This is a genomic window from Falsiroseomonas sp. RANM36 (assembly GCF_056682175.1).
Window position 1 is genome coordinate 1,344,143 of sequence record NZ_JBWXTD010000003.1, and the last position, 18,448, is coordinate 1,362,590.

19 protein-coding genes and 1 tRNA gene are annotated in these 18,448 nt (G+C 73.2%); 14 read left to right on the forward strand and 6 right to left on the reverse strand.

Annotated elements, in window-relative coordinates; all coding sequences use genetic code 11:
• A partial coding sequence (locus tag AC1MIR_RS11280) for a transposase (RefSeq protein WP_480028251.1) occupies positions 1-182 on the forward strand: 182 nt, incomplete at its 5' end.
• Positions 183-321: 139 nt separating this feature from the next.
• Here the strand turns inward: AC1MIR_RS11280 and AC1MIR_RS11285 are convergent.
• From AC1MIR_RS11285 to AC1MIR_RS11295, 3 genes are read right to left on the reverse strand one after another with little or no spacing between them, the layout of a single operon-like run.
• The gene (locus AC1MIR_RS11285; protein WP_480028252.1) at positions 322-1,365 is read right to left on the reverse strand and encodes a MaoC family dehydratase; all 1,044 of its coding nucleotides are present in this window, start codon (positions 1,363-1,365) and stop codon (positions 322-324) included.
• Positions 1,365-2,105, reverse strand: a complete 741-nt coding sequence (locus tag AC1MIR_RS11290; protein WP_480028253.1) for a GntR family transcriptional regulator — start codon at positions 2,103-2,105, stop codon at positions 1,365-1,367. The genes AC1MIR_RS11285 and AC1MIR_RS11290 overlap by 1 nt, the downstream gene beginning before the upstream one ends.
• A complete protein-coding gene (locus AC1MIR_RS11295) occupies positions 2,105-3,307 on the reverse strand; it encodes a CaiB/BaiF CoA transferase family protein (RefSeq protein ID WP_480028254.1) in 1,203 nt (400 codons plus the stop codon). Before AC1MIR_RS11295 ends, AC1MIR_RS11290 begins: the two co-directional genes overlap by 1 nt.
• A 111-nt stretch (positions 3,308-3,418) precedes the next feature.
• Between AC1MIR_RS11295 and AC1MIR_RS11300 the strand changes: the two genes are divergently transcribed.
• Positions 3,419-4,411 carry a Bug family tripartite tricarboxylate transporter substrate binding protein gene (locus AC1MIR_RS11300; protein WP_480028255.1) on the forward strand — a complete coding sequence of 331 codons (993 nt, stop codon included), beginning with the start codon at positions 3,419-3,421 and terminating at the stop codon, positions 4,409-4,411.
• 22 nt (positions 4,412-4,433) lie between these two features.
• Here AC1MIR_RS11300 and AC1MIR_RS11305 read toward each other — a convergent pair whose 3' ends face one another.
• A complete protein-coding gene (locus AC1MIR_RS11305) occupies positions 4,434-5,138 on the reverse strand; it encodes a TVP38/TMEM64 family protein (protein WP_480028256.1) in 705 nt (234 codons plus the stop codon).
• The gene (locus AC1MIR_RS11310) at positions 5,135-5,986 is read right to left on the reverse strand and encodes a glycosyltransferase (protein WP_480028257.1); all 852 of its coding nucleotides are present in this window, start codon (positions 5,984-5,986) and stop codon (positions 5,135-5,137) included. The genes AC1MIR_RS11305 and AC1MIR_RS11310 overlap by 4 nt, the downstream gene beginning before the upstream one ends.
• Positions 5,987-6,106: 120 nt before the next feature.
• Here AC1MIR_RS11310 and AC1MIR_RS11315 point away from each other — a divergent pair, with 120 nt between their 5' ends.
• Genes AC1MIR_RS11315 through AC1MIR_RS11340 form a run of 6 tightly spaced genes read left to right on the forward strand, consistent with a single transcriptional unit; the run spans position 6,107 to position 12,916 of the window.
• On the forward strand, positions 6,107-7,189 hold the full coding sequence (locus AC1MIR_RS11315; protein ID WP_480028258.1) for a COX15/CtaA family protein: 1,083 nt from the start codon (positions 6,107-6,109) through the stop codon (positions 7,187-7,189).
• Positions 7,186-8,391: a PAS-domain containing protein gene (locus AC1MIR_RS11320; RefSeq protein ID WP_480028259.1), complete on the forward strand. Its 1,206-nt coding sequence runs from the start codon at positions 7,186-7,188 to the stop codon at positions 8,389-8,391. Before AC1MIR_RS11315 ends, AC1MIR_RS11320 begins: the two co-directional genes overlap by 4 nt.
• Positions 8,392-9,708 (forward strand): TRAP transporter large permease, encoded by a 1,317-nt coding sequence (locus AC1MIR_RS11325; protein WP_480028260.1) that lies wholly within the window; start codon positions 8,392-8,394, stop codon positions 9,706-9,708.
• An 11-nt stretch (positions 9,709-9,719) separates the two neighbouring features.
• Complete coding sequence (locus AC1MIR_RS11330; protein WP_480028261.1) at positions 9,720-10,124, forward strand: RidA family protein; 405 nt, start codon at positions 9,720-9,722, stop codon at positions 10,122-10,124.
• The gene (locus AC1MIR_RS11335; RefSeq protein WP_480028262.1) at positions 10,121-12,112 is read left to right on the forward strand and encodes an alpha-ketoacid dehydrogenase subunit alpha/beta; all 1,992 of its coding nucleotides are present in this window, start codon (positions 10,121-10,123) and stop codon (positions 12,110-12,112) included. The genes AC1MIR_RS11330 and AC1MIR_RS11335 overlap by 4 nt, the downstream gene beginning before the upstream one ends.
• Before the next feature lie 3 nt (positions 12,113-12,115).
• Positions 12,116-12,916 (forward strand): HpcH/HpaI aldolase family protein, encoded by an 801-nt coding sequence (locus AC1MIR_RS11340; protein WP_480028263.1) that lies wholly within the window; start codon positions 12,116-12,118, stop codon positions 12,914-12,916.
• A 51-nt stretch (positions 12,917-12,967) separates the two neighbouring features.
• Here the strand turns inward: AC1MIR_RS11340 and AC1MIR_RS11345 are convergent.
• Positions 12,968-13,043 (reverse strand) — tRNA-Ala (locus AC1MIR_RS11345).
• Between the two features lie 213 nt (positions 13,044-13,256).
• On the opposite strand from AC1MIR_RS11345, the gene AC1MIR_RS11350 reads away from it, so the two are divergent.
• The 6 genes from AC1MIR_RS11350 (at position 13,257) to AC1MIR_RS11375 (ending at position 18,341) form a co-directional block, all read left to right on the forward strand.
• Positions 13,257-13,568 carry a YggT family protein gene (locus AC1MIR_RS11350; RefSeq protein WP_480028264.1) on the forward strand — a complete coding sequence of 104 codons (312 nt, stop codon included), beginning with the start codon at positions 13,257-13,259 and terminating at the stop codon, positions 13,566-13,568.
• A 26-nt stretch (positions 13,569-13,594) separates the two neighbouring features.
• Complete coding sequence (locus tag AC1MIR_RS11355; RefSeq protein ID WP_480028265.1) at positions 13,595-13,864, forward strand: DUF167 domain-containing protein; 270 nt, start codon at positions 13,595-13,597, stop codon at positions 13,862-13,864.
• Entirely contained in the window at positions 13,861-14,709 is an 849-nt protein-coding gene (folD, locus tag AC1MIR_RS11360; protein ID WP_480028266.1) for a bifunctional methylenetetrahydrofolate dehydrogenase/methenyltetrahydrofolate cyclohydrolase FolD, read from the forward strand. The genes AC1MIR_RS11355 and folD overlap by 4 nt, the downstream gene beginning before the upstream one ends.
• 67 nt (positions 14,710-14,776) lie before the next feature.
• The gene (locus tag AC1MIR_RS11365; protein WP_480028267.1) at positions 14,777-15,658 is read left to right on the forward strand and encodes a DMT family transporter; all 882 of its coding nucleotides are present in this window, start codon (positions 14,777-14,779) and stop codon (positions 15,656-15,658) included.
• A gap of 73 nt (positions 15,659-15,731) precedes the next feature.
• Positions 15,732-16,346 carry an FMN-binding negative transcriptional regulator gene (locus tag AC1MIR_RS11370; protein WP_480028268.1) on the forward strand — a complete coding sequence of 205 codons (615 nt, stop codon included), beginning with the start codon at positions 15,732-15,734 and terminating at the stop codon, positions 16,344-16,346.
• Positions 16,347-16,802: 456 nt separating this feature from the next.
• Positions 16,803-18,341, forward strand: a complete 1,539-nt coding sequence (locus AC1MIR_RS11375) for a L,D-transpeptidase scaffold domain-containing protein (protein ID WP_480028269.1) — start codon at positions 16,803-16,805, stop codon at positions 18,339-18,341.
• The last annotated feature ends 107 nt before the right edge of the window (positions 18,342-18,448 follow it).

The following is an 18,448-nucleotide window of genomic DNA, read 5'->3' on the forward strand; positions in this document are numbered from 1 at the left end:
GCTACGAGGCCAGCCAGCGCATCCGCAAGCGGATCGAGGAGGTGTTCGGCTGGGGCAAGGAGATCGGCGGCATGCGCCGCACCCTCCTGCGCGGGTTGGAACGCGTCGGATGGAGTTTCACGCTCCGTGTCGCCGCCTACAACCTGATCCGACTGCCGAAGTTGCTGGCGCCGCCTGCCTGATCGCCGCCGGGAGACGACCTGGCGCGATAAATCGCGGCGGGACGGCGCCGAAAACCGCACCGAGCAGCCCGCAAGAGACCGCTTGCTCACCGCACACACCAGGAAAACCAAGCCTCCGGCCGCGAATTTCCGCAGCCTGCTAGTAGCCCGCGGCGGCGTAGGGCGTCGGCGCGTCGCGGCGATAGACCAGCAGGTCGCGGCGATAGGAGACGACGACGCGGCCCTGCATGTCGCGCGCCTCGGTCTGCACGCTCAGGATGCCCTCATGCGGGCGCGACTTCGAGTCGCGCTTGCCCAGCACGCGCGATTCCGCCTGCACCGTGTCGCCGGCATGCACCGGATGCGGCAGGCGGATCTCGGTCCAGCCGAGATTGGCCACCACGCGGCCGAAGCTGCGGGTGGAGAGCGCGGCGGCGGCGCCGATGACGAAGGTCTCGGGCACCTTCATGCGGCCTTCGCCATGGCGCGCGATCCAGTCCAGATCCTGGGTGCGGGGGTCGCTGTCGAAGGCGCGGCGGCCGTATTCCACGCATTCCTGCGCGTGGAAGCTGCGGCGCGGCGCGTGGAGGAAGCTGTCGCCCTCGCGGAAATCCTCGAAGAAGAGGCCGACCTGCTCGGTCAGCGCGCCGTCCGCTTCCGTGCGGTAGCCCGAGAAGCGCGGATCGGGATCGGCCTCGTCCTGCGGCGCGTCGGGCGCGGCACCACGGCGATGGATCGCGAGCGTGCCGCGCAGCTTCGCGACGACCGTCCCGTCCGGCTTCACGCAGCGGAACTCCACCGTGACGGCGCCGGTCGGCCCGGCGGCGCCGGCCTCCACCGCCAGCACCTCGCTCTCGGCATAGATGGTGTCGTCGCCGAACAGCGGCGCGGAGAGCGCGATGCTGTCGAAGCCGAGGATCGCGGCGCGGTCGCCATAGGTCTTGTTCGCCATGCCGACCACGCGCTGCACCGTGGCGGTGGAGACCATCAGCGGGCGCTTCCACGCCGTCTGCCCGGCGTAATGCGCGTCGTAATGCAGCATCGCGGCGTTGAAGGTGTCGAGCGCCTCCTCGACATTGTCGCGCTGGGAGAGGGTGATGCCGGGGCGGTGGCGGAAGCGCATGCCGGGCGCGAAGGATTCGAGGGGCAGCCCCCAATGCTCGCGCCAGCGCTGCGGGCCGATCGCGTAGTAGAAGCCGGGCATCAGGTGGTTTCTCCCAGGTCAGGCAGGCCGGCGCGGCGCAGCGCGGCGGTGTGGACATAGCGGCCGGCGGGAAACAGGCTTCGGCTGGCGAGCAGCAGGCGCCCGGACCGGCCGAGATAGACGCGCCGCGTCAGCAGCGCCGGACCGCCTGGCGGCGCCTGCAGCGTCGCGGCGTCCTCGGGCGGCAGGGCCACCGCTTCCAGGCTCTGCCGGATCGCCTCGATGCTGTCGCCACTGGCGCGCGCCAGCCGCGTGGCCAGCGAGCCGCGGAAATCGTCGAGCGGCGCCGCCGCCTTCGCCAGCGTGGCGGTCAGGCGATGGACGGAAAGGCACACCGGCAGCCCGCCCGCGCCGCAGCGCAGCGCGCGCAGCGTGACGGTCCGCGTGCCCGCCGCGACGCCGAATTCCTGCGCGGTGGCGGCATCGGCCGGCGCCTGGCTGCGCGAGAGCAGGCGGAAGGAGAGGTCGGCGGTGAAGCGCAGCACCTCGTCCACGCTGCTGGCGTCGTGCACATAGAGGTCGCGCGCCTCGGCGGCCTCCACGCGCGTGCCGGCGCCGCGGCGGCGGCTCACCATGCCGCGCCGCTCGAGTTCCGCCAGCGCGTGGCGTAGCGTGATGCGGCTGGCGCCGAAGGCGGCGCAGAGCGCGTGCTCGCCCGGCAGCAGCGCACCCACCGGCGGATCGCCGGCGCGGATCCGCTCGGCCAGCGCGTGGGCGATCGCCTGCCAGCGCGTCGGCATCAGACGACGCCGGCGGCGCGCAGCGCGGCGATCTCCGCCGCGTCGAAGCCGGCCTCCGCCAGCACCGCCTCCGTGTCGGCGCCGAGCGCCGGCGCGGGCGAGGAGGGGCGCGCGGCGACGGTGCTGCGCACAGGGTTCGCCAGCAGCGTCACCTCCGCGCCTTCCGCGCTGCGCAGAGTCTCGACCATGCCGCGCGCATGGATGAACGGATTCTCCAGCGCCTGCGCCACGTCGTGGATCGGCGCGGCGGGGATGGCGCCGCCGAAGGCCGCGAGCCACTCCGCGGTGGTGCGGCGGGAGAGCAGGCCGTCCAACAGCTCGGTCAGCTCGTCCCGCGCGCGCAGCCGGTCGGGGAAGCGCGCGTAGCGCGGATCGCGGCCGAGCTCCGGCACGCCCATCTTCTCGCAGAGAAGGGGCCAGAACTTCTCCTTGTTGCACATCAGGTAGATCCAGCCGTCGCGCGTGCGATAGGCCTGGCAGGGCACCAGCGAGGGATGCGCGGAACGCGGCAGCCGCGTGGTGACGGCGCCGGCGTTGAGGTACCAGTGCGCGATGTAGTTCAGGTCGAACAGCGCCAGGTCGAACAGGCTGACATCCACATCCATCCCTTGCCCCGTCGCACGCGCGCGCATCACGCCCGAGACCAGCGCGAGCCCGAGCACCACGCCCGTCATCAGGTCGATGACGGAAAGCCCCATGCGGGAGGGTGCGCCGGCGGGATCGCCCGTGAGATGGAAGATCCCGGCCTCGGCCTGCATCAGGTAGTCGTAGCCCGGCCATGTCGCGCGCTCGCCGTCGCGGCCGTAGCCCGAGAGATGCGCGCAGACGATCCGCGGATTGACCGCGGCGAGCGCCGCATGGTCGAGGCCGAGCGCCTTCGGCACGTCGCCGCGCAGATTGGTCGCGACCGCATCGGCCTTCGCGGCGAGGCGCGCGAAGGCGGCGCGCCCCTCGGGCCGTCCGAGGTCGAGCGTGACGCTGCGCTTGCCGCGGTTGAGGCCCTGGAAGAAGACGCTGCGCGCCGTCTCCGGCATGTCGGGGAGGAAATGCGGGCCGACGCCACGCGCCATGTCGCCGCCATCCGCCGGGTTCTCGATCTTGATCACCTCGGCGCCGAGATCGGCGAGGAACTGCGTGCCGAAGGGGCCCGCGCCATACTGCTCGACCGACAGGATGCGCACGCCTTCGAGCAGGGGCAGCATGGTGTCTCCTCCCATGCGGAACGCGTTGCGGCGCTCCGCCAGTTGTCATAACAATTGACCGCGAAATCGCCCGGCGCAAGCGGAAGGCCGGGCAGGTCAAGGGAGGAAGGCATGGCGGCAGCGAGGATCACGCGCCGGGCGGCGGGCCTGGCCGCGCTCGGGGCGATGGCGGCGGGCGGCGCGCGCGCGCAGGCCTGGCCGACGCGGCCGATCCGCCTGATCGTGCCCTTCCCCGCCGGCAATGCCGGCGACATCACCGCGCGCGTGATGGGCGAGGAGCTGTCGCGCCGCCTCGGCCAGCCGGTGGTGGTGGACAACCGCGCGGGCGGGTCGGGCAGCATCGGCATCCAGGCGGTGCTGCAGGCGCCGCCCGACGGCTACACGCTGCTCGTCACCTCGCTCTCGCCGCTGACGATCGTGCCGGCGCTCAATCACAACCTGCCCTATGACGTCGATCGCGACCTGATGCCGGTGGCGCTGATCGGCTGGACCGGCATGATGCTGGTGGCCGCGCCCGAATTCCCCGCCACCGACCTGGCCGGGGTGATCGCGGAGCTGCGCACCCATCCGGGCAAGCACAACTTCGCCAATGTCGGCCCCGGCACGCTGAGCCACCTGACCTCGGAGCTGTTCCGCATCAGCCTCGGCCTGGAATTCGAGGGCGTGACCTATCGCGGCAGCGGCCAGGCGCTGATGGACGTCAATGCCGGGCGGGTGCCGCTGATGTTCGACGGCATGACCTCCTCCCTGGCGCAGGCGCGGGCGGGGCGGGTGAAGCCGATCGCGGTGTCCTCCGCGCGGCGCTCCGCCTTCGCGCCGGAGGTGCCGACGCTGGCGGAATCCGGCGATGCCCGGCTGACCGGCTTCGAATCGGTCGGCTGGACCGGGCTGCTGGCGGCGCGCGGCACGCCGCGCGCGGTGATCGAACGGTTGAACACGGTGGTGAACGAGGCACTGGCCGATCCCGCGCTCGCGCAGCGCTTCGCCGCGCAGGCGCTGGAGCTGTTCCCGCCCGGCTCGCCGGAGCAGTTCGCCGACTACATCCGTGCCGATGCCGCGCGCTGGCAGCGCGTGGTGCGGGAGGCGAAGATCCCGGTGAATTGAGCGAACGGCGCGGCGCCGGCCGTCAGGTCGGCGTGCCGCCTTCCAGCGCCTGGCCGGCCCGGTGGCGGCGCAGCAGCCAGAGGCCGATGCCGACCGAGACCGCCAGCAGCACGCCCGCCAGGGCGAGCTGCCACGTGCCCTCCACCCGGATGCCCTTGCCGAGCAGCGCGAAGACCACCGTCTGCGGCAGGTAGCCGAGCGCCGAGGCGGCGAGGAAGGGCAGGAGGCGCAGGCCGGCCATGCCGGCCAGCAGGTTCAGCCCGATATTGCTGCCCACCGGCAGCAGGCGCAGCGCCAGCGTCGTGCCGAAGGGATTGGCCGCCAGGATGTCGCGCAGCGGCCGCAGCCGGTGCCCGAACCGCCCGCGCAGCCGCCGCTCCGCCCAGTCGCGGCCGAGCAGCCGCGCCCAGGCATAGCTCGCCAAGCAGCCAAGCAGCTGCGCCGCCATCGCCAGGCCGGTGCCGAGCGCCGCGCCGAAGGCGTAGCCGCCGAGGAAGGCGACGGATTGCCGCGGCACGCCGGCGGCGGTGATCGCCGCGCCGACGGCGACGAAGACCAGCTCGCCCCAGAGCCCCTCGTCGCGGATCGAGGCGTCCACCCAGTCGGTGCCGGGCACGCCGCCCATCTCGCGCAGCAGCGCGCCGCCCGCGAGCAGCCCCGCCGCCAGCAGCAGCAGCTTGCCCAGCGCCCGCCAGCGCCCGGACGCCGGCGCCGAGGCGGCGGTCACGGCGGCGGGATGGGCTCGGCCGCCGGACGCTTCCAGCGCCGCTGCAGCCAGATCACGCCGAGCAGGTCGGAGAGGCTCACGAGCAGCCGGTCCAGCGTGCCGTAGTTCGATCGCCCGCGCAGCCGCGGGCGGTGGTTGACCGGCTCGCTGACCACGCGCGCGCCCTGGCGGAGCACCAGGGCCGGCAGGTAGCGGTGCATGTGGTCGAAGCGCGGCAGGTCGAGGAACAGGGCGCGCGGAAACACCTTCAGACCGCAGCCGGTGTCGGGCGTGGCGTCGCCCAGCAGCCTGGCGCGGACGGCATTGGCGATGCGGCTGGTCACGCGCTTCACGCCGCTGTCCTTGCGGCTGACCCGATGGCCGGCGACCAGCGTCGGCGCGCCGGCTGCGGCTTCGGCACGGGCGCGCGCCCAGAGGCGCGGGATGTCGGCCGGGTCGTTCTGCCCGTCGCCGTCGAGCGTGGCGATCCATTCGCCGCGCGCGGCCTGCACGCCGCTGATCACCGCCGCCGACTGCCCGCAGGAGGCGGCGTGGCGCAGCGCCACCAGCGGGAAGCGCAGCGCCGCCTCGGCCAGGCGAAGCGCGGTGTCGTCGCTGGAGCCGTCGTCCACGCACACCACCTCGAAGCGCGTGCCGTCGAGGGCGGCGGCGATCTCCTCCAGCAGCGGCGTGACGTTCGGCGCCTCGTTGCGCATCGGGATCACCACCGAGAGCAGCGGCTGGCCAGCTGTGGCGGCGTATGCGGGGGTGTCCTCGGGGCCCGCGACCGGGGCGTCGGCGCGGGGCGCGGCAGGCGCCGGGTCGGCGCTGGCGGGCCGGTCCGGCCCCGGAGGAAGGTCGGGGGCCATGCGCGGCGGGTTAGCAGGGGGCCAGGGGCGCGGCAAGCAGCCCCGTCCCGCGGGCGAAAGTCGCGAAGCCGGCGCGGCGGATGTGGGCGCATCGGGCAAGCGCCCCTATTATCAGGCACCATGCCGTTCGATATCCGCCCCCTCACCCTGCCCGAGGCCGAGCGCCCCGCCCGGCGCGATGCCCGCGGCGTCGCGCTGTGGCTGCTCGGCGTGGCCGGGCTGGTCTGGATGATGGTGGCGATCGGCGGGGCCACGCGGCTGACCGGATCGGGCCTGTCCATCATGGAATGGGCGCCGCTCTCGGGCGCCCTGCCGCCGCTGACCGAGGCGGAATGGCAGCGCCTCTACGACCTCTATCGCACCATCCCGCAATACGCGCTGGTCAATCAGGGATTCGGGCTGGAGGGGTTCAAGGAGATCTTCTGGCTGGAATGGATCCACCGGCAATGGGGGCGGCTGATCGGCCTCGCCTATGCCGCGGGGCTGGCCTGGTTCTGGCTGCGCGGGCGAATCCCACCGGGCTACAAGCCGCGGCTGCTGCTGCTGCTGGCGCTGGGCGGGCTGCAGGGCGGGGTGGGATGGTACATGGTCGCCTCCGGCTTCGACGCCGACCGCACCGCCGTCTCGCCCTATCGGCTGGTGATCCATCTCGGCCTGGCGCTGGTGATCTATGGCGCGCTGCTGTGGACCGCGCTCGGCCTGCTGCGGCCCGAGCCCGATGCGCCCGCCGCGGCGCGGCCGGTGCGGGCCGCGGTGCGCGCCGCCTTCTGGGCGGTGGCCGCGGCGATGCTGGCGGGCGGCTTCGTCGCCGGCACGCGCGCCGGCTTCAGCTGGAACAGCTTCCCGCTGATGGACGGGGCGCTGGTGCCGGAGGGGCTGCTCGCGCTCGATCCCTGGTGGCGGAACCTGACCGCCAATCTGATGACGGTGCAGTTCAACCATCGCGTGCTGGCGACGCTGGCCGGGCTCGCGGCGCTGGTCGCGGTGGTGCTGGCGGTGCGGCGGCTGCCGCGCGGGCACGCGCGCCGGGCGGTGCTCGGCCTCGGCGCCGCGGTGGCGCTGCAATACGCGCTCGGCGTGGCGACGCTGCTATGGGCGGTGCCGGTCTCCCTCGGCACGCTGCACCAGGCGACGGCGGTGCTGGTGCTGACCGCCGCCCTGCTGGCGCTGCACGCGCTGCGCCCCGGTCGCGGCGCCGCATGACCGGGGACGGGATCGCGCCGAGCGTGCTGGACGCGCTGCCGCAGGCGGTCAGCGCCTTCGACGGCGAGGGGCGGCTTGCCTATGCCAACGACGCCTTCTGGCGGACGCTGGGCCAGACGCGTGCCTCCTGCCCGCTGGGCAGCCCGCTGCGGATGATGGTGCGGCGCCTTGCCTATCGCGGCTGGTACGGGCCGGGCGACCCGGAGGCGCAGGTGGAGGCGGTCCTGGCGATCGACCGCAGCCGGCCGACCCGCCGCGTGGTGACGCGCCATGACGCGCCGCGCAGCATCGAGATCCTCTCCGTCCCGCTGCCCGGGGGCGGCTTCGTCAGCGTCGGGCACGAGGTGACGGCGCTGGTGCATGCGCGGGAGGAGCAGATGGCCCGCGCCCGCCTGCTGGAGAGCACGCTGGCGGAGCTGCGCAGCGGCCTGCTGCGCTTCGACCCGGCGATGCGCATCAGCTTCCACAATCCCGCCTATGAGGCGCTGGCCGGCCTGCCCGGCGGGTCCGTGCGCACCGGCATGACGCATCGCGAGCTGGTCGCGCTGCTCGACCGGCACGGCCAGTTCTCCAGCACCGGCGAGGCCGAGGAGGTGCTGAGCATCCTGGAGCGGGACCGCTTCCGCGCCGCCACGCGCGACCGGCGGCGGCCCTGCGGCAAGGTGCTGCGCTTCGATGTCCGGCCCACCCCCGATGGCGGCTGCCAGGTGGAGGCCACCGACATCAGCGCGCTGAAGACGGCCGAGGACGAGGCGCGGCGCCGGGGCCCCCCGGGGGGGGGGGGGGGGGGGGCCCCGGCGCCCCCGGGCGCCCCCCCCCCCACGAGCTGGGCGCATGAGACCACGACCACGCTCTGCGCCGCCGGCTTCGCGCTCGGCGGCGCCTATGCCTTCGCGCGCAACGAGCATATCCGCATCACCGTGCTGCTGGACCGCACGCCGCGCTGGCTGAAGCGCGGGCTGGAGGTGCTGGCGCTGCTGCTCGGCGCCGTCTATCTCGCGGGCCTCGGCCATGCCGCCTGGAACCAGGCGAGCGAGAGCATCTGGCGCTTCGACAGCACGGGCTGGGCGCCGGAGCAGACGCCCGGCCCGCCCAACTGGCCGCTGCCGGCCATCGTGCGCGGCGTGCTGGCGGCGGGGACGATCCTGTTCCTGCTCTCCGTGCTGCAGCGGCTCGCTGCCGTGCTCTCGGGCCGGCGCTGAATGCCGGACATCCAGAGCGTCACGCTGCTGATCGTGGCGGGCATCCTCGGCACGCTCGTGCTCGGCGTCCCCCTCGCCTTCTCCTCCGGCGCGATCGCGGTGGGGCTGACGCTCTACGCCTTCGGCCCCGATGCGCTGATGCTGCTCTCCTCGCGCACCTATTCCTTCCTGGACAGCTACGTGCTGGTCAGCGTGCCGCTCTTCGTGCTGATGGCGAGCATCCTGGAGCGCAGCGGCCTGGCGCGGGATCTCTACACCGCCTTCGCGGTCTGGGCCGGGCGGCTGCGCGGCGGCGTCGCGGCGATGACGACGGTGGTCGGCGTGATCCTCGCCGCGACGGTCGGCGTGATCGGCGGCGAGATCGTGGTGCTCGGCCTGGTCGCGCTGCCGCAGCTTCTCCGGCTCGGCTACCAGCGGCGGCTGGCGATCGGCACGATCTGCTCGGCCGGCTCGCTCGGCACGATGATCCCGCCCTCGATCATCCTGGTGTTCTACGGGCTGACCGCGAATGTGCCGATCGGCGACCTCTTCGTCGCGACGCTGCTGCCCGGCCTGCTGCTGGCGAGCCTCTACATCGGCTATATCCTGCTGCGCTGCGCGCTGGACCCGCGCCTCGGCCCGCCGCCGCCGCCCGAGGTTCTGGCGATGCCGCTGGCGGAGAAGCTCGCGCTGCTCAAGGGCGTGGCACTGCCGCTCTTCGTCGCCTTCTGCGTGCTCGGCTCGATCTATCTCGGCATCGCCTCCGTGACGGAGAGCGCGGGCATGGGCGTGGCCGGCACGCTGCTCGCCTGCTGGATCCGCGGCGAGCTGAGCCTGCGGCTGCTGCGCGAGGCCGCCTGGCAGACCATGTCCACCTGCGGCGTGGTGCTGTGGCTGGTGCTCGGCACGAATGCGCTGATCGGCGTCTACAACCTGATGGGCGGCATCGCCTATGCGACGGCGCTGTTCCAGTCCATCCCGCTGCCGCCGCTCGGCGTCGTGCTGGTGATGATCGGCGTCTGGATCCTGCTCGGCATGTTCCTCGACTGGATCGGCATCATGCTGCTGACCATGCCGATCTTCGTGCCCACCATCACCGCGCTCGGCTTCGATCCGCTCTGGTTCGGCATCCTGTTCAACATCTCGATGCAGATCGCCTACCTGACGCCGCCCTTCGCGCCGGCCGCCTTCTACCTGAAGGGCGTCGCGCCGCCCGACATGAGCCTCGAGGAGATCCTGGGCGCGATGTGGCCCTTCATCGGGCTGCAGCTGCTCGGCCTCCTGCTTGTGATCGCCTTCCCGGCGCTCGCCACCTGGCTTCCCACCCATCTCGGCTGAGGCACCACGCCATGACCGAACGCCGCATGATCGTCCCGCCCGGCATGGAGAACATCGTCGCGCGCTTCCGCTACGCGCCGGGCGTGCTGGTGGGCGACACGCTCCACGTCTCCGGCCAGGTCGGGCGCGACGAGAACCTCCAGGTCGTCGCCGACAAGGAAGCCCAGTTCGACCAGTGCTTCCGCAACGTGCAAATGGTGCTGGACGCGGCCGGCTTCACCTTTGCCGACGTGGTGGAGCTGGAGACCTGGTTCCTCGACTTCCCCGCCGACCTTGCGCTCTTCATGCAGGTGAAGGACCGCTGGATCACCGGGCCGGTCTATCCGACCTGGACCGGGTTCGGCGTGGCGTCCTTCTCCATGCCGGGCATCGTCTGCGAGGTGAAGGTCACGGCCGTGCGCGGAGGACCGCGGTGACCCTGCCACTCGACACCGCGACGCTCGAGCGCTTCTACCTCGCTCTCTGCCGCGTGCGCCGCTTCGACGAGCGGGTGATCGAGCTGTTCCTCAAGGGCGTGGTGAAGGGCACCGCGCATAGCTGCGTCGGACAGGAGGCGATCGCGGTCGGCGCCTGCGCCGCGCTGCGCGCGGACGACATGATCGTCTCGCATCATCGCGGCCATGGCCATTGCATCGCCAAGGGTGCCGAGATGCCGCGCATGATGGCGGAGCTGCTGGGGCGCAGCACCGGCTATTGCGGCGGGCTCGGCGGCTCGATGCACATCGCGGCGCTGGACCGGGGCATCCTGGGCGCGAATGGCGTGGTCGGCGCGGGCATCGGGCTCGGGGCGGGTGCGGCGCTCTCGGCGGCGATCCGCGGCAGCGGTCAGGTCGCGCTCGCCTTCTTCGGCGACGGCGCGGCGAACGAGGGCATCTTCCACGAGGCGTCCAACATCGCCGCGCTCTGGAAGCTGCCCTTCGTGATGCTCTGCGAGAACAACCGCTACGGCCTCTCTACGCCGATGGCGCTCGCGACCTCCGTGCCGCGCATCGCCGACCGCGCCGCGGCCTATGGCATGCCGGGCGAGACGATCGACGGCAACGACGTGGCCGCGGTGCACGCTGCGGTCTCCCGGGCCGTCGCGCGGGCGCGCACCGGCGAGGGGCCGAGTCTGATCGAGGCGATGACCTATCGCTGGGGCGATCACTCGATGCGCGCCAACCTGCCGCGCTACCGGGCCGAGGCGGAGGAGCAGGAGGCGCAGCGCGCCGGCGATGCCATCCTGCGTCTGGCCGAAGAGCTGCGCGCGCGCCAGGTGCCGGGGCACCGGCTGGAGGCGATGCGCGAAGCGGCGGCGTCGGAGATCGAGGCGGCGATCGCCGAGGCGGAACGCGCGCCCGAGCCTCTGCCCGAAGTGCTGGCGCCGGCGGTCAGCGCGCCGCATCCGGCCATCGCCGCGGAGCCCGGGCCGGACCACCCCTCCAGCCGCGAGCTCTCGATGACCGAGGCGATCAACGCGGCGCTGGCGCAGGAGATGGCGCGCGATCCCGCCGTCTTCGTGCTTGGCGAGGATGTCGGGCGCATCGGCGGGATCTTCGGCTGCACGCGCGGCCTGCTCGACCGCTTCGGCGCCAATCGCGTGCGCGACACGCCGATCAGCGAGGCGGCGATCGCCAACATGGCGGTGGGCGCCGCCGTCACCGGCCTGCGTCCGGTGGTCGAGATCCAGATCTTCGACTTCGTCACGCTGATGATGGACGCCATCGTCAACCAGGCGGCGAAGTTCCGTTTCATGCTGGGTGGCACGCCGCGCGTGCCGGTGGTCTTCCGTGGCCCGCAGGGCGGCGGCATCCGGCTCGGCGCGCAGCATTCCCAGTCGCTGGAAGCCTGGTTCGCGCATATCCCCGGCCTGGTGGTGATGGCGCCCTCCTCGCCCTATGACGCGAAGGGCCTGCTGGCGAGCGCGATCCGCGACGACAACCCGGTGGTCTTCCTCGAGCACAAGCTGCTCTACGTGCAGTCGCGCGGCCCGGTGCCGGCGGTGGACTACGCCATTCCCATCGGCCGTGCCGCCACGCTGCGCCCCGGCCGCGACGTGACGATCCTCGCCACCATGGCGATGGTGCCGCAGGCGCTGAAGGCGGCCGCGGAGCTGGCGCGCGAGGGCATCGAGGCGGAGGTGATCGACCCGCGCACGCTGCGCCCGCTCGACCTCGACACCATCATCGCCAGCGTCCGCCGCACCAATCGGATCGTCGTCGCGCAGGAGGCCTGGACCCGGCACGGCTTCGGCGCCGAGGTCGTCGCGGCGGTGGTCGAGCACGCCTTCGACTGGCTGGACGCGCCGCCCGAGCGTGTCGGCATGGCCGACATCCCGATGCCCTACAACGACACGCTGGAGCGGCTGGTGATCCCGGGCGCCGCCGAGATCGCCGCCGCGGCCCGCCGCAGCCTGGGGCGCTGAGCCATGCCGCGTCGCCGCTTCGCGGAACTGCTCGCGCTTGGGCGCCCCGCCTTCGGCACCTGGTCGCAGATCGCCGCGCCGGAGCTGGTGGACATCCTCGGCGCGACCGGGCTCGACTTCACCATCGTGGATTGCGAGCACGGCGCCTTCGGCCTGGCGCAGGCGGAGAATCTCTTTCGCGCCTGCGACGCGGCAGGGCTGGTGCCGCTGGTCCGCGCGCCTGAGCTCGACGTGGGTTGGATCGGTCGCGCGCTGGACGCCGGGGCGGAGGCCGTCGTGGTGCCGGGCATCGCGAGCGCGGAGATGGCGGCACGCGCGGTGGCGGCCGCGCGTTTCGCGCCCGAGGGCACGCGCGGCGCCTGCCCCTGCGTGCGGGCCGGCGGGCACTTCATCCGGGATTGGCGCGCGCATGAGGCGGCCGAGCAGGCGAAGGGGGTGATAGCCCTGGTCGAGACGGCGGAGGGGCTGGACGCGGTGGAGGCGATCTGCGCGACGCCGGGCCTGCTCGGCCTGCTGGCCGGCCCCTTCGATCTCTCCGTCTCGCTCGGCTTGCGCGGGGACTACCGCCATCCCCGGGTGCAGGCCGCGATGGACCGCCTGGCGGCGGCGGCGCGGGCGAACGGCCTGCCGCTGATCGCCCCGGTCTTCGACCCCGATCCGGCCGAGGCGCGGCGCCAGCGCGAGGCCTGGCTCGCGCGCGGCGCCAGGGCCTTCGCCATCGCGACCGACAAGATCCTGTTTGCCACGGCGGTCGCCCGCCACCGCGCGGCGCTGGCCGATCCAGGCCGGGACGCGCCCGGATAGCCGTCCGGAGTTCCGGATCAGGCGCCGATCAGATGTTCAGCGGGCGGGAAATGGTGGAGCTGAGGGGAATCGAACCCCTGACCTCGTCATTGCGAACGACGCGCTCTCCCAACTGAGCTACAGCCCCGTCCAGCCCCTTGGGAAAGTCATGCGGGGCAGGTGAGGGCGCGGGTTATCGTCGGGTCGCCAGGGCAAGTCAAGGCGCCCGGAGGCAACGGCGTGCGCCTTGTTCCGGGGCGGTCCGGCCACTAGGTTCCAGCCGCAAGCTCAAAGCCGCCGCACCACGCCCGGGCCGCAATCCGCCGGGCGCAACTGCCGCAAGGTCGCCAGGGAACCGCCCATGCTGCTCGATGCCGTGTTCTTTCTCGTGCAGGCGGGGCTCGACCTGTACTGGTGGGCGGTGCTGCTCGCCGCGATCGTGCAGACGCTGATGTCGTTCAACGTGCTGGACGGGCGCAACCGGATCGTCTGGACCATCGCCGACTTCCTCTACCGCGTGACGGAGCCCGCGCTGCGCCCGATCCGCGAACGCCTGCCCAACCTGGGCGGCATTGACCTCTCGCCCCTGGTGCTGCTGCTGCTGATCACGGCCGTCTCGATCGGCTTCGCGGCGATCCGCGGCTACATGATCCGCGCCGGGATCTATTTCTGAGCGCCTTCCGGCCGCTGTCGGACGGGGTGGAACTGCGCGTGAAGGCACGGCCGAAGTCGCGCCGGCCCGGCATCGGCGGGCTCGCGCCAGACGGCGCGGCGCTGCGGGTGGCGGTGACGGAAGCGCCGGAGGATGGCCGCGCCAATCGCGCCATCTGCGCTGCGGTGGCCGAGGCGGTCGGCGTCGCGCCCTCCGCCGTCAGCTTGACCCAGGGGGCTTCCGGGCGTCTCAAGACGCTGCGCATCGCCGGCGATCCCGCCCGGCTTTCCGAAACGCTGAACCGGCTTCTCGCATGACCGCTCGCCTCATCGACGGCAAGGCCGTCGCCGCCGACCTCCGCCGCGCCATCGCCGCGCGCGTCGCGACGCTGGGCTACCGGCCCGGGTTGCGCGTGGTGCGGGTGGGGGAGGACCCGGCCTCTGGCGTCTATGTCCGCAACAAGGACAAGGCGGCGCAGGAGGTGGGGTTCGACAGCGCCACGCTCCACCTGCCGGAGGCGACGACCGAGGCCGAGCTGCTGGCCGTGGTCGCGGGGCTGAACGACGATCCGGCAGTGGACGGCATCCTGGTGCAGCTTCCCCTGCCCAGGCACATCCGGGCGGAGGCGGTGATCGCCGCCGTCGCGCCGGAAAAGGACGTGGACGGCTTCCATCCTCTGAACGCGGGCAGGCTGGCCTCCGGCGAGCCCGGCCTGGTGCCCTGCACGCCGAAGGGCGTGATGCATCTGCTGCGGGCGGCGGGCTGCTCGCTGCCCGGCGCGCGGGCGCTGGTGGTGGGGCGCAGCACCATCGTCGGGCGGCCGATGGCGCAACTGCTGCTGGCGGCGGATTGCACGGTCACCATCGCCCATTCCCGCACGCGCGACCTGGCCGCCGAATGCCGGCGGGCCGAGATCCTGGTCGCCGCCGTGGGACGGCCTGAGATGGTGCGCGGCGACTGGGTGGCCGAGGGCGCGACGGTGATCGATGTCGGCATCAACCGGCTGGAAAGCGGCAAGCTGGTCGGCGATGTGGAGTTCGAGGCGGCCTGCCGCCGGGCCGAGGCGATCACGCCCGTGCCGGGCGGCGTCGGGCCGATGACCATCGCCTGCCTGCTGGAGAACACGCTGGACGCGGCGATCGCGCGACGCGCCTTGCGATGACCGGAGGGCGCCGGCGCGCCGGCGCGCCGAGCACCGGAGGTCTGAATCGCATGGCGCCAAACATCTGATGGGCAAGGGCGGGCTGCTGATCGGCGGCGCCTTTGTCGCCATCTGGGCCTCGGCCTTCACGGTCGCGGGCGTCGTGGTGCGGGAATGGCCGCCGCTCTGGTCGCTCGCCATCCGCTTCGGTCTGACCGCGCCGATCCTGCTGGTCATCGCGCTGGCCTTCCGCGCCCGGCTGCCGGGGCGGGAGGACCTGCTGCGCGTCGCGCTGCTCGGCCTGTTCGGCATGGGCGGCTACCTGGCGCTGGCCTGGCTGGCGATGGCGCGCATCCCGACGGGGCTCGTCGCGCTGATCTGCGCAGCGACGCCGATGCTGGTCGCGGCGGGCGAGAGCCTCTTTCTGCGGCGGCCGCTGCCGCGGATGGCCTGGGTGGGGCTCGCGATCGGCTGGTCCGGCGTGGCGCTGCTCGGCTTCCTCCGCGCGCTGGACGGGCTGGCGGCGGCGGAGGCGTCGGGCTTCGTCTTCGCGGTGGGTGCCGCCACGGCGCAGGCGATCGGGCTGCTGATCTACGCGCCGGCCAAGGCGCGGGTGGACATGTGGGTGGCGAGCCTGGGGCAGACCACCGTCTCGGCCCTGCTCTGCCTCACGCTGGCCCTGCTGCTGGAGGGGGCGGCGCCGCGCGGGATCGCCTGGTTCACGCTGGGCGGGCTGCTGTGGTCCATGCTGGTGGTCGGGATCGGCGGCTATGCGCTGTATTTCGTGATGCTGAAGCGCGTGCCGGCCTCCACCGCCTCGGCGCTGCAATTGCTGGCGCCGCCGCTGGCCGCGGTGTTCGGCTGGGCGCTGCTGGGCGAGCGGCTGTATATCAGCGACATCGTGGGCGGGGTGCTGACGCTGGCGGGGCTGGCGCTGCTGGTGCGGGCGCGGGCGCGGGCGTCGGCGTGACGGATTGGCCTCGCCGGGCCGCGTGACATTGGCCCTCGCGCCGGACCAATCCGCGGCACAGGATGCGCCGGCCATGTACACCCCGCCCGCCTTCCGCGTGGACGACCCGGACTGGATGTTCGGCTTCGTCGAAACCCATGATTTCGGCCTGCTGGTCGCGGCGGAGCCGCTGATGGTCTCGCACCTGCCCTTCCACCTGCTGCGGCCGGAGGGCGATGGGCGCGCCGTGCTGCTCTGCCACCTGGCGCGGGCCAACCCGCAATGGCGCGCCTTCGACGGTGAGGGCGCCGAGGCGCTGGCGATCTTCCGCGGGCCGCACGCCTATGTCTCCTCGGCCTGGTACGGCGCGCAGCCGGCGGTGCCGACCTGGAACTACGACGCCGTCCAGGCGCGCGGCCGTGCCACGCTGATCGAGGATCCCGACGCGATTGCCGTGCAGATGCGCGCGCTGGCCGCGCGCTACGAACCCGACCCCGGCTTCGACATGGAAGCCCAGCCCGCCCGCTACATGGAGGGCATGTTCAGGGCGCTGGTCGGCGTGCGGATCGAGGTGACGGAGTGGACGGGCAAGCGCAAGCAGAGCCAGAACCGGCCGATGGCGGATCGCGTCGCGGTCGCGGCGCAGCTCGAGGCACGCGGCGAGGCCGCGGCTGCCGCGGCGCTGAAGGAGGCGAACGGGATCGGCTGAACCGGCACGCGGCGTCGGTCGTGGCCGGCTCGCGCATCCGCTGCAGGGCTCGGCACGGTGCGCGACACGCGCGAAAGTCACGTCGCGCGGATCGCCGACGCAGCCTCGCGCCTGTATGTGTCACGCCTGGATATCAGGCGCCAAGCCGGTCTGCGCCGTCGCGCGGCGCAGACCGGCCGGCAGGCTGGCCTCAGCCGCGGGCGCGCGGAACCGGGGCCGGAGCCGGCGCGGGGGTGGGGGCGACCTGGGCGGGCGCCGGCGGGGGCGGCGGCGCCTCCTGGGCGCAGGCCGCGATCAGCAGCACGGGGGTCATGACGACCAGAACCTTGGACAGGGCGCGCATCTCATTCTCCGATCAGGGTGCCCACGCATGGACACAACACGATTGAACGGTAGGGTTGGGTTGAAAGTCAAACCACCGGTTACATGATTCGCACGAATTCAGGAACGAAGCAGGTGCGGACGCCGGAAAGCGGCCTCGATCCGGAGCGCAAGGGGCTGGCCGCGGCAAGTCCGTCGCCCGGACGCAGGGCCTTTGCCGGCGGCACGCTCGCCCTCGCCGCGGCCTGGGCGCTTCCGGGCTGCGCGACCCTCGAACCCGAACCGTCCCGCCCGCCACCGCCGCGCGCGCCGGACGAGCTCACCCGGCTGCGGGACGGCACGGCCGATCCGGTCGTCGCCGGCGAAGCGCTGCGCGGCGACCTGCTGCGCCGCTTCTACGCGCAGCGCGGCTTCGAGCCCGTCTGGACGACCCGCCCCGCGCAGGCGGCCGCCCTGGCCGATGCGGTTCTCGGGGCGGGCGACCACGGCCTCGACCCGGAGCTGTTCCAGGCCGACCTGTTGCAGCGGCGCGCAACGCTCGCCCCGCTGCAGCGGGAGCTGCTGCTGTCGCACGCCGTCCTGACCTATGCCGATGCGCTGGCCAACGGCGCCGTGCCCGTCGCCCGCAGGCGGGACGGCGAGGCGCTGGCGCCCGATCCGGTGGATGTCGCGCGGGCGCTCAATTCCGCCCTGGATCGCCGCGATCCCGCGGCCACCATCGGGGCGCTGGCGCCGGCGACCCCGACCTATGAGGCGTTGCGCCGCGCGCTGGTGCAGTTGCGGGAGGGCGCGGCCGCCAGCGATGGCCTGGTGGCGGACGCGCTGGCGCGGAGCGCGCGCGGGATCGCGGTGAACCTCGAGCGGCAGCGCTGGCTGCCGCGGCGGCTGCCGCCGGACCGGGTCTGGGTGAATGTCGCGGACCAGCAGGTGACCTTCTATCGCGACGACGAGGCGGTCTTCACGAGCCGGGTCGTCGTGGGCGATGTCATCGAGCGAAAGCAGAGTCCCGAATTCAGCACCGTCATCGAGTCCAGCCTGCTGAACCCGCCCTGGGTGGTCCCCCGCGACATCGTGGAGGCGGACATCCTGCCGCGGCTCGAACGCGATCCGGGCTTCCTCGCGCGCCACAACATCACGCTGCTGCCGAATGGCGAGGCGGAGCAGGCGCCGGGGCCCGAATCCGGCCTCGGCGCCATCATGTTCGTGATGCCGAACCGCTTCGACGTCTATCTGCACGACACGCCCGACAAGTCGGCCTTCGCGCGCGAGAACCGCCGGATCAGCAATGGCTGCATCCGGGTGGAGAACCCGCTGCAGCTCGCCTCCCTGCTGATGGAGAAGCCGCTCGGCGCGATCCATGAGGCGATCGCGGAAGGCGGCACCACGCGCAAGCCGCTGCCAAGGCCGGTGCCGGTCTTCGTGCTCTACCAGACGGCCTTCGCGACGGCCGACGGGACGCTGCAGTTCCGCCCCGACTTCTACGGACGCGATGGCGGCATCTGGCGGCAGCTGCGGAAGAACCCGGGGCCGGAGGAGATCTCCGCACCGGCGCCCGAGGCGGCCCCCGAGGCCGGCCCGGTGGCCGCGGCTACACGACCTTCGCCGGGTCCGCGTTCGCCCCGCAGACCACCACCGCGACCCGCGCCCCGGCTGGTGGAACCCAGGCGCCGCTGACCAGCGCGGCCATTGCGGCCGCGCCGCCCGGCTCGGCGCTCAGGCGCCGCGCCGGCCCGCGGCGGGGCGGGGGGGCCCGGGTCGCCAGCGGCGGGGCCGGCCCCGCC

Excerpts from the sequence above, each read along its gene's own strand:
- AC1MIR_RS11285 (WP_480028252.1), bottom strand. The coding sequence starts at position 1,365 with ATGCCCGGCTTCTACTACGCGATCGGCCCGCAGCGCTGGCGCGAGCAT.
- AC1MIR_RS11290 (WP_480028253.1), bottom strand. The coding sequence starts at position 2,105 with ATGCCGACGCGCTGGCAGGCGATCGCCCACGCGCTGGCCGAGCGGATC.
- AC1MIR_RS11295 (WP_480028254.1), bottom strand. The coding sequence starts at position 3,307 with ATGCTGCCCCTGCTCGAAGGCGTGCGCATCCTGTCGGTCGAGCAGTAT.
- AC1MIR_RS11300 (WP_480028255.1), top strand. The coding sequence starts at position 3,419 with ATGGCGGCAGCGAGGATCACGCGCCGGGCGGCGGGCCTGGCCGCGCTC.
- AC1MIR_RS11310 (WP_480028257.1), bottom strand. The coding sequence starts at position 5,986 with ATGGCCCCCGACCTTCCTCCGGGGCCGGACCGGCCCGCCAGCGCCGAC.
- AC1MIR_RS11315 (WP_480028258.1), top strand. The coding sequence starts at position 6,107 with ATGCCGTTCGATATCCGCCCCCTCACCCTGCCCGAGGCCGAGCGCCCC.
- AC1MIR_RS11320 (WP_480028259.1), top strand. The coding sequence starts at position 7,186 with ATGACCGGGGACGGGATCGCGCCGAGCGTGCTGGACGCGCTGCCGCAG.
- AC1MIR_RS11325 (WP_480028260.1), top strand. The coding sequence starts at position 8,392 with ATGCCGGACATCCAGAGCGTCACGCTGCTGATCGTGGCGGGCATCCTC.
- AC1MIR_RS11330 (WP_480028261.1), top strand. The coding sequence starts at position 9,720 with ATGACCGAACGCCGCATGATCGTCCCGCCCGGCATGGAGAACATCGTC.
- AC1MIR_RS11340 (WP_480028263.1), top strand. The coding sequence starts at position 12,116 with ATGCCGCGTCGCCGCTTCGCGGAACTGCTCGCGCTTGGGCGCCCCGCC.
- AC1MIR_RS11350 (WP_480028264.1), top strand. The coding sequence starts at position 13,257 with ATGCTGCTCGATGCCGTGTTCTTTCTCGTGCAGGCGGGGCTCGACCTG.
- folD (WP_480028266.1), top strand. The coding sequence starts at position 13,861 with ATGACCGCTCGCCTCATCGACGGCAAGGCCGTCGCCGCCGACCTCCGC.
- AC1MIR_RS11365 (WP_480028267.1), top strand. The coding sequence starts at position 14,777 with ATGGGCAAGGGCGGGCTGCTGATCGGCGGCGCCTTTGTCGCCATCTGG.
- AC1MIR_RS11370 (WP_480028268.1), top strand. The coding sequence starts at position 15,732 with ATGTACACCCCGCCCGCCTTCCGCGTGGACGACCCGGACTGGATGTTC.